The organism is Mycobacterium palustre, assembly GCF_002101785.1.
Classification (GTDB): domain Bacteria; phylum Actinomycetota; class Actinomycetes; order Mycobacteriales; family Mycobacteriaceae; genus Mycobacterium; species Mycobacterium palustre.
In genome coordinates this window covers 1-8,954 of sequence record NZ_LQPJ01000001.1, presented here as the reverse complement: position 1 = coordinate 8,954, position 8,954 = coordinate 1, and the positions used below count along the sequence as shown (strand labels likewise).

At 68.8% G+C, this 8,954-nt stretch carries 5 protein-coding genes and 3 pseudogenes; 7 read left to right on the top strand and 1 reads right to left on the bottom strand.

Annotation, left to right across the window (positions count from 1 at the left end; genetic code table 11):
• The 7 genes and pseudogenes from AWC19_RS00035 to AWC19_RS31355 form a co-directional block, all read left to right on the top strand.
• Positions 1-75: pseudogene (locus tag AWC19_RS00035) on the top strand (type VII secretion protein EsxI); the annotation flags it as partial.
• A 132-nt stretch (positions 76-207) separates the two neighbouring features.
• Complete coding sequence (locus tag AWC19_RS00030) at positions 208-2,640, top strand: hypothetical protein (RefSeq protein WP_142280888.1); 2,433 nt, start codon at positions 208-210, stop codon at positions 2,638-2,640.
• An 11-nt stretch (positions 2,641-2,651) separates the two neighbouring features.
• Entirely contained in the window at positions 2,652-4,061 is a 1,410-nt protein-coding gene (locus AWC19_RS00025) for a lipopolysaccharide biosynthesis protein (protein ID WP_158090814.1), read from the top strand.
• Positions 4,046-5,068, top strand: coding sequence for a glycosyltransferase family 2 protein (locus AWC19_RS00020; protein WP_085076077.1), 1,023 nt, complete (start codon positions 4,046-4,048; stop codon positions 5,066-5,068). The genes AWC19_RS00025 and AWC19_RS00020 overlap by 16 nt, the downstream gene beginning before the upstream one ends.
• Complete coding sequence (locus AWC19_RS00015) at positions 5,061-6,614, top strand: NAD(P)-binding protein (RefSeq protein ID WP_085076076.1); 1,554 nt, start codon at positions 5,061-5,063, stop codon at positions 6,612-6,614. Before AWC19_RS00020 ends, AWC19_RS00015 begins: the two co-directional genes overlap by 8 nt.
• Positions 6,607-7,497, top strand: a complete 891-nt coding sequence (locus AWC19_RS00010; RefSeq protein WP_085076075.1) for an NAD-dependent epimerase/dehydratase family protein — start codon at positions 6,607-6,609, stop codon at positions 7,495-7,497. Before AWC19_RS00015 ends, AWC19_RS00010 begins: the two co-directional genes overlap by 8 nt.
• Before the next feature lie 141 nt (positions 7,498-7,638).
• A pseudogene (locus AWC19_RS31355) lies at positions 7,639-8,205 on the top strand (PE family protein); the annotation flags it as partial.
• 132 nt (positions 8,206-8,337) lie between these two features.
• Here AWC19_RS31355 and AWC19_RS30200 read toward each other — a convergent pair.
• Positions 8,338-8,883, bottom strand: a pseudogene (locus tag AWC19_RS30200) (hypothetical protein); the annotation flags it as partial.
• Positions 8,884-8,954: the final 71 nt, after the last annotated feature.

Sequence of the window (8,954 nt, the reverse complement as noted above, 5' to 3'; positions counted from 1 at the left end):
CATGGCCAGAAGGTGCAGACGGCCGGCAGCAACATGGCCAGCACCGACAGCGCCGTCGGCTCCAGCTGGGCCTGACAGCCGCCCGGCTGTTCGGTGGACGTCAAGAACGTGGGTGCCGACCCACGACGCCCCGCGATGTCTGATCCAGCGCCGAGGGGCTCGACCGCTCGGCCCGCGGCCTGCCAAGCCGGGAACTCGGCGGCCTAAATGGTGGGCGTCCAGGCGGCTCGAGTTCCCTTCCGCGCCATTCATGTTCGTGATGTCTGGACCAGTAGCAGGCCGGCCGGCGCCATCCGCGTGCTTTTGCTATGCCAGGCGGGCGCACTGGCCACGCAGGCGCTCGCGGTGTACACGGCGACGCGAGGGGCGGGCGCCGCGGCGGCGGCGGTTTCGGTCTGCGGTTTTGCGCTCGCATTCGCCAGCGCGTTGTGGACCCTCACTCAGCCGCAGCTGAGCCGAGCTCTGCGCAACACCGCGGTGATGTGTCTGGCGGTGACGCCCGCTGTCCTGCGGTGGCTGCCGAGCCCGCGGCTGTTCTCGGACTTCGACGAGCAACTTCACATGCGGACACTGCGCGACATCGTGGTGTCGCACAGCCTTTTTCAATCGCATCCGTTGCTGTCCATCAGCCCCCGCTACCCGGGGCTGGAGGCCGTCGCAACGCTGTTCCATCAGCTTGGGCTGCCCGTAATGGTCGCGGCGATGGTGGTGGTGCTGCTGGCGCGCCTCGCGCTGGTCTCGGTGCTCTGCGACGCCGTAGAGCACCTGACCGGGAGCCTTCGGGCGGGTGGATTGGCAGTGGCCGTGTATGCGGTGTCCGCCCAGTTCGTCGCGTTCGACTCGCAATTCGCCTCTCAGACGCTGGCGTTACCGCCCGCCTTGGCGGCGGTTGCGTTGATCGCCCGTGCGCGCTGGGCCGCCGATCCGCGGGTGTTATTCGGCGGTGCTGGCCTGTGTTTGCTCGCCGTCGCCATGACCGACTACGTCACCAGCTGGCTCGCCGCGGCCGCGCTGGTGTTCTGGTGCATTGCCCAGCGTGGTCGCCAGGCGAGGCGGCGCGTCTTTTGTGGCGCGGTGGTCGCGGTGGCCGTGATTACCGTGTGGGCAATCATTCAGTGGTCTGTGCTGGGCAGCTACTTCGGTCCGATCATCGGCGACTTGGCTTCGCAGTTATCCGGCCAGCCACGGCGCGGGGCGTTCTCCGACGCGGCGGGCTATTCGGCACCACCGTGGGAGCGGTTCCTCCTCGTCTACTGGGCCGCGGCCGTCGTTTTCGTGGTGGCGCTGCTGATCTTGATCTGCGTCCGATCGGTGTTGCCGCGCCTGCGGTCCGGCGCGCCGCCGACCGCGGCGCACTCGCGGGAACCGCGAGTGTTGCTTGCGGTGCTGGTCGCGATGAACCCTGTTCTGATGGCGCTGCCGGCCTGGGGCAGCGAAGCCGGCGATCGCGTGGGTGCGTTGTTGTTCCTGCCGTTGAGCCTTCTCGCTGCCACCGCCGCCGAGCGCCGGTCGCAATTGCGCCGGGGCAGCAATTTCCAGCCTTGGTCACATCGGCAGCTAACAATTGCTCGTTCGGTGGCCGTGGTGCTGGCCACGGGCGCCTTCGCCGGCGGCTACCTGATGGGCAGCGGACCCGGCTACAACCGGCTGTCCGGCCCCTACCTCGTCGCGGCCGACGGCCGATCGATGGATGGCGAGACGCTGGCGGCGGTGCGTTGGGCGGGCGACCAGCTACCGCCCGGAAGCCGAATCGGGGCGGACCGGATGAGCGGGGCACTGCTGGCAAGCCAAGCCGGTTTATGGCCGGTGCTGCGCGAGGGGGAGGTGGGGGTGCCAGGGCTGTACCTTGGCGACGGATGGAACCCCTGGCAGTCGGAGGTCGCGCGCGACCTGCGCCTGCGCTATCTGTATGTGGACCAGCGCCTGGCCGACGGACCGCCACACCTCGGGTGGTACTTCTACCCGGGTGAGACAGAGGAGCTCGTCCGGTTCACTCAAGACCAATTAACACGATTCGACAATCTTTCCGGGATCGACTTGCTCTACCGACACGGGCCGGTCTCCATTTACGATCTCGGCGGCCTCGGCGTGCCGGAATTGCGGAGCGGATGGCGCGGGGGAACGCGCGATCCCGGCGCTCCCATTCAAATCGCGATCGGTCTCCTGTTCGGCCTCGCGTTGGCCTTAGCCGCTCGATCTCGAGCGCGTTACACGGTCACTCAAAAGGTGGAAGCATTTCGCCTCGCCGCGGGGCCGCCATTGACGTTCGCCGCGGGACTGGCCGCAGTGTGTGCGGGATCCGTCACGTTGCTGCTGGCGCACGTCTGGCTCGGCCCGTTTGTCTTTCTGTCGATGGCACTCGGCGCGCTCCTCGTCAACCTCCGCTGGGCGAGGTCGGTTTCGATGAGCGGCACGGCGGCGCTTCGCAGTAGTTCGTCCGCCGCTCTAGAAATACCGGTAGTGCTGGCTGCGGCCGCGGTCACCCGGTCGGCGCTGGTGCGGATGCCCAAAAAGTCGCTCATCGTAATCGGGCTCGTGATCTTTCTTCTCATCCTATTCATCGCGCTCGGGGTGTACGACGGCATTGAAATGCAAAGGCCGCCCGCCCAGTCGCTTCCGACGGCAGGTCACCTTTTATGAACCATCCACTCGTGGAGTCCGGTGATCGCTCGGATGCCCAAGACGGACCGGCCGCGCAGCACGAGGCACCCGCCGGGCGACGGCGGCAACGCCTTTCTGTCGAGCGCGGCGACAAGCTGGTGCGCAGCAGCCTGTTCCTGAGCTCCAACAAGGTCGGAGGGGCGATCCTGGCTTTTGCGTTCTGGTTCGTCATTGCGCGCATCTTCACCCCGGAAGAAGTGGGGATCGCGACGTCCCTGATCAACTCCGCGGCGATGATCTCCTTCCTCAGCATGTGCGGTTTGGACATCACGATCATCCGATTTCACACGACCGCGAGGGAGCCCAACGCACTTATCACTCAATCTTTTGCGATCGTCTCCCTGGTCGCCGCCGTCATGGCCGCCGGATATGTGTTGTTGGTTCCTTTCTACGAACCGTCACTGGGCTTTGTACGCTCCAATATCCTGTACGCGGTCGGAGTCGTGTTCGGGTCGGTTCTGGGTAGCGTCAGTATGCTCACCGACGCGGTTTTCATCGCCGCGCGGAAAACCGAATACAATTTGTACATAAACTGCTTGCTTCACGGCCTCGCAAGAATCGTCATGCTGTTCTTGCTGACCAGCCTCGGTGCCTATGGGATCTTCGGGTCCACCTTGGTGGGTTACCTGGTCGCCGTGATCGTCAGCCTTTTCTATATGGCCCGCGCGACGGCGTTTCGTTTCGACTTTCGCCTGCGCGGCGGCATCACCCGCCACCAGGTCGGCTTTTCGGGCAACGGCTATGTGGCGAGCATATTCACGATGCTGCCGAGGACGATCCTGCCGCTTATCGCGCTGCATGCGCTCGGAAATGCCGATGCGGGCTACTACTACCTGACATTCCAGATGGCCACGGTGATTTATTGGCTTGCCACCGGAGTCGGCGAGGCGTTGCTTTCCGAAGGAGCGTCCGACGAGTCGCAGCTGCCCAAACTGTTGCGGCGATCCGCGGTGCTGTCGATGGTTTTGATATTTCCTTCGGTATTGGCGCTGTGGTTGGCGGGGCCGGATCTGCTCGTGCTGTTCGGCCACAACTACGTCGAGCACGGCAGCGAACTGGTGTCGGTTCTCGCCCTGGGCGCGCTCCCGGTGACCGTCAACACCTGGGGGGGCTTCCTGCTGAGGCTGACCGGTCAAATGCGCAGCCTCATCCTGGCGAGTTTCGCGTGCGCCGCCATCTCGCTGGGGCTCGCCCAAGTTTGGGCACACCGGGGCCTCGTTTGGCTGGGCTGGGCGTGGTTCGTCGGCAACATGGCCGGGGCGGTTTGGGTCGTTGCCGCGCTGGCCTTGCACTATCGCTACCGGACCCGCCGGCGCGGCAGCAAAACCCGTGTTTCGACCGCCGGACGGCCGGCCGAGTGCCGACATGCGGACGAGGATTGCCGATGCGCGCCGTCGTGACCGCGCTGTGCGCGGATGTCGTCATCTGTACCTACACCCTCGCGCGCTGGGATCAACTCACACAGTCCGTGGAGTCGGCGCTGGCGCAGGACGTCGCCCCGCGGCGACTGATCATCGTCGTCGACCACAACGAAGCGTTACTCGAGCGGTGCCGACGGGAATGGGCCGGCGGACGGCCCGACTGCGACGTAGAGATCGTCGTTGTCGGCAACCAGTTCGCCGGTCGGCTGGGTTCTGCGCGCAACACCGCGCTGCTGCACACGCGCGCCGACATCGTGGCTTTCCTCGACGACGACGCCGCCGCGGAGCCGGACTGGCTCGGGCGGTTGCTCGCTGTGTACGCGACCCATTCCGGGGCGGTCGCCGTCGGTGGGGCGCCGCGGCCGAACTACGGCGCCCCGCGGCCTTCGTGGTTCCCGCCCGACTGCGATTGGGTGTTCGGCTGCCACTACCGCTCGCTGCCCGATCGGCTCGCCCCGGTGCGCCACCTGATCGGCGCCAACATGAGCGTGCGCCGCGATGCCATCCTCGGCGTGGGTGGCTTCCATGCCGACGACCACGACGACATGGACCTCTCGCACCGGATCGCCAACGCCTATGGGCCGGCAGCCGTCTGTTACGAGCCGCGCGCCGAGGTCCGTCACTACGTTGCTCCGGAGCGGCTGACCTGGTCCTACTTCTGGCGGCGCTGCTTTTTCGTCAACCGCAGCAAGGTGGGCGCGTTCGCCGACATGGGCGAGGCCGGCAACATCGGCGCCGAGCTGAGGTTCAGCGCGAGCGTGCTGTCGAGAGTGGGGCCCGCGCTGATGGCTGCGCTCATCGGCCGGCCCGAGCGGCTGGTGCAGGCCCTGGTCGCGGTGGTCGGCGTCGCCCTTGCCGGCTGCGGCTATGTCGTCGGCAGGGTGCAACTGGCCCGCGGGCGCCGAGCGAAGGTCCTGACGACCGGCCTCACTCCAGCCGACGTCGAGGGCGCGTTGGCCGCAGTGCCGGCAGGCGACGATGCATAACGTCGTCATCGGAAGCGGCCCCGCGGGGGCCGCGGCGATCTTGGCCCTGGCCGATGACCCGGCGCAGCGGATCACCGTCGTCGACATCGGGGAGCGGCTCGGCGGCGACGCGGCCGCGGCGGTCCGCCGAATGAGCGCGCTCAAACCGGCGCATTGGAAGCGTGCCGACGTCGACCTGGTCACCGCCCAGCCGGTCGCGTTAGCAGGGTCGGCGCTTCCCGAGAAGCGCGCCTACGGATCAAACCACATGTTCATCGATCGAGGCCAACAGCGCGGGCTCACCATGCCGGACCGCGGCAATCATGCGGCGGTGTCCGGGGCGGCCGGCGGGTTCTCGACGGTCTGGGGCGCGCAGATCATGCCCTTCTCCCGGGCGACCTTCGACCGGTGGCCTTTCGGGTGGGACGACATCGAATCGCACTACAAGGCCGTGCTGGACGAGGTGCCGCTGGCAGCCGAGGAAGACGACTACGCGGAGGACTTCCCGCTGCTGGCGGCGCGCGCACCGCTTCCCCCGCTGTCCGGGCGGACCGCCGCCGTGCTCGAGCGCTATCGGCGCCACCGCGACGCCCTACGCGCCAAGGGCGTCGTGGTCGGCAAGGCGCGCCTGGCGCTGGCCGCGGCCTCCTGTGTGCGTTGTGGCCTGTGCATGACCGGCTGCCCGTACTCGTTGATCTATTCGGCGCGCCAGACCGTCGACCGCTTCGTCGCCACCGGCCGCGTCCGCCTGATCTCCCAGGTGTTGGTGACCCGCGTCGACCAGCTGCCCGGCGCCAATCCGGCGATCGACGGCATCGACCTCGCGACCGGACGCGCCATGCGCCTCGACGCCGACCGCGTGTTCGTGGCTGCCGGTGGGCTTGGCAGCACGAGGATCGCGCTCAACTCGCTGAGCGCGCCTCCCAGGCACGTCGACCTGCAGGAATCGGTGCAATTTCTGGTCCCGTTCGTCTCTCGCCGCAGCACCGGCGACCCTCGCGCACAGCGCGACTTCACCCTCAACCAGTTCAACCTGCTGGTGAAGTACGACGACGACGCTTACACCACCTCCCAGGTGCATTGCTATCCCTACAACCCCGCCATCGCACGGGCGCTGCCGGACTGGATGCCCCGATCGTGGGAGGGCGCCGCGCTCGGCCGGATCACCGTCGGGCTCGGCTACCTGCCCTCCTGGCGGTCGCCGCGGATGCGGGTCGACATGCGGGCACGGCACGAGAACGCGCTGCCTGACGTCGCCGTGCGGGTGGTGTCCGATGAGCGGCCCGCGATGCTGCGCTCGGTGATGCGCCGGCTCGCCGCGATCGGGCCCAAGCTCGACTTGTGGCCGGTCCTGCCGATGGTGCGGCTGTCCGGGCCCGGGAAGAGCTACCACTTCGGCTCGACCTTCCCGCACGGCCGCGCCTCAGACCTGCTGGGTCGCATAGGACAGTTCCGCAACATCCACTTCATCGACGGCGCGGTGTTGCCGTCGGTGCCGGCGACCACATTCACGCTCACGGTGATGGCCAACGCCCACCGCATCGTGACGGCGAGCCGGCATGTCTGACCGGGGTCCGATCCGGGGAGCGGTCGCCATCACCGGCGCGAACGGCTATGTGGGCACGGCGCTGCGCGCGGCGTTCGGCGCCTCCGGCTACCGGGTCATCGCGCTGCAGCGCACCGCGCCCCCGGACGGATGCGACCACGTGCCCTATTCGCTCGAGGAAGGACTGGCGAACCCGCTGCCGGCCGACGTGACGGCGGTGGTCCACTGCGCCTACGACCTGCGTGCCCGCGACCGCGCCGAGATCGAACGGATAAACCTCGGCGGCACCGAGAGGCTCCTCTCGGCGGTCGGGGACGTCCCGCTGGTGCTCATCTCCTCGCAGTCGGCTTACGAAGGCACGCAACAGATCTACGGCCGCGTCAAGCTCGCCTGCGAGGCCCTCGTCACCGCTCGCGGCGGGACGTCGCTGCGGCTCGGTCTCGTTCACGGTGGCGCGGACGGCGGCATGATCGGAGCCTTGCGCAAGGTGGCCGCGCTCCCGATGGTCCCGATGCCCCGCCCGGACTCCTACCAATATGCGGTGCACGCCGACGACATGGCGCGATGCGTGGTGGCCGCCGTCGAGGACGCTCCGCCGCATCGCGTCCTGGGCGTGGCCAACCCGCGCCGCGTTCCATTCAGCGAGATCATGCGGACGCTGCGCGCGGGTGTCACCGAAAAGCCGCTCCGTGCCGTCCCCGTGCCGTTCGCCGTCGTGTACCGGGCATTGCGGGCGGCAGAGAGGGCCGGCGTCGGGGCGGGGTTCCGCGCCGACTCGCTCCTGGGGCTAATGCGCCCCGCGCCGAACGTGCCACACGTCGACCACTGGGCCGAGCGCGGAATGACGCTGCGGGACTTCGCAAACGACGCGTCTGACCGAAACGTTCGGCGCCTTCCCGCTTGACGCTTCGGCAACCGAAAACCCCCGCGCGGGACGCGGCTTCGGAAGCAAACTGAATATCAGGCGATACCCTTCCATAACATCCAAACAGTATGTAGCATTGGCCAAATCCAAACCGGAGTTCTGTTAGGTCGGAGGTCTGAGGTGTCGTTCTTAACCGCCGTACCCGAGGTGCTGGCGACAGCCGCCACGGATCTAGCCAACATCGGCTCAACGCTGACCGCCGCCAACGCCGCCGCGGTCGCCCCGACGACGCGCATACTGGTCGCGGCCCAGGACGAGGTGTCTACCGCGATTGCGGAGCTGTTTTCTGGGCACGCCCAGGCCTATCAGGCGCTCAGTGCGCAAGGCGCGGCGTTTCATGACCAGTTCGTGCGGGCCTTGACCGCCGGCGCCGGAGCCTATGCGAGCGCGGAGGCGCAGAACGTTGCGGCGTTCGCGGCCAACCCGGCGCAGACGGTGGGGCAAGAGTTTCTCAATGCGGTCAATGCGCCCATCCAGGCGGCCACCGGGCGCCCGCTGATCGGCAATGGTGCCAATGCGGCCCCGGGGTCTGGGCTCAACGGCGCACCCGGTGGGTGGCTGATCGGCGATGGCGGGGCCGGCGGCTCCGGCGCGGCGGGCGTCGCCGGCGGTAACGGCGGCGCGGCCGGGCTGATCGGCACCGGCGGGGCCGGCGGAACCGGCGGGCTCGGCGGCGCCGCCGTTGCCGAGCAACCATCCGCCGTCTCCGCCGTTGAGCCCGGATCCTGCGGCCGCACTGATGCCGTTGCCGATCAACGGGCGCCCGGTGGCCGCCTGGACGGGGGCATTCACCGCGTCGAATGCCGACTGCAGCGGGCTTGCGGTGCCGCCGTTGCCGGCAGCACCCGCGGTTGCGCCGCCAAACCCGCCGGCGCCAGCGTTGCCGGCCGTGCCGATCAGCGCCGCGTTGCCGCCGTTGCCACCGGCGCCACCGGTCGTCAGGCCCTCGCCACCGGCACCGCCGGCGCCGGCCGTGCCGAACAGGTGCCCGGCGTTGCCGCCATTTCCGCCGATCCCGCCGGTCCCGCCGATCCCGCCGCCGTATCCGCCTTCGCCGCCTTGACCGCCCGTTGCGGTTGGATTGTCGCCGGTGCCGCCGGCGCCGCCCGCGCCGCCGCCGGGGCCGAACAGCCCGCTGGCGCCGCCGGCCCCGCCGTTCCCGCCAGTCTGGTTGGCGTCACCCGTGATTCCGCCCGCCCCGCCGGCGCCACCGGCGCCGAACAGGCCGCCGGGCCCGCCCGCGCCACCATTGCCGCCGGCCCCGCTGGCGCCGCTGGTGGCAAAGCCGCCCAAGCCGCCGGCACCGCCGGCGCCGAATAGCCCGCCGGCGCCGCCGGCACCGCCGGCGCCGCCGCTAGCTGTACTCGGCCAGGACGTTGGTAGCAGGCGTGTCGGCTTGATGTGAGGAGAACCCCCGGGTGGGGTGTGGCGTGTCG

Coding starts and splice junctions, on each gene's coding strand:
- AWC19_RS00020 (WP_085076077.1), top strand. CDS start 4,046: ATGCGCGCCGTCGTGACCGCGCTGTGCGCGGATGTCGTCATCTGTACC.
- AWC19_RS00030 (WP_142280888.1), top strand. CDS start 208: ATGGTGGGCGTCCAGGCGGCTCGAGTTCCCTTCCGCGCCATTCATGTT.
- AWC19_RS00010 (WP_085076075.1), top strand. CDS start 6,607: ATGTCTGACCGGGGTCCGATCCGGGGAGCGGTCGCCATCACCGGCGCG.
- AWC19_RS00015 (WP_085076076.1), top strand. CDS start 5,061: ATGCATAACGTCGTCATCGGAAGCGGCCCCGCGGGGGCCGCGGCGATC.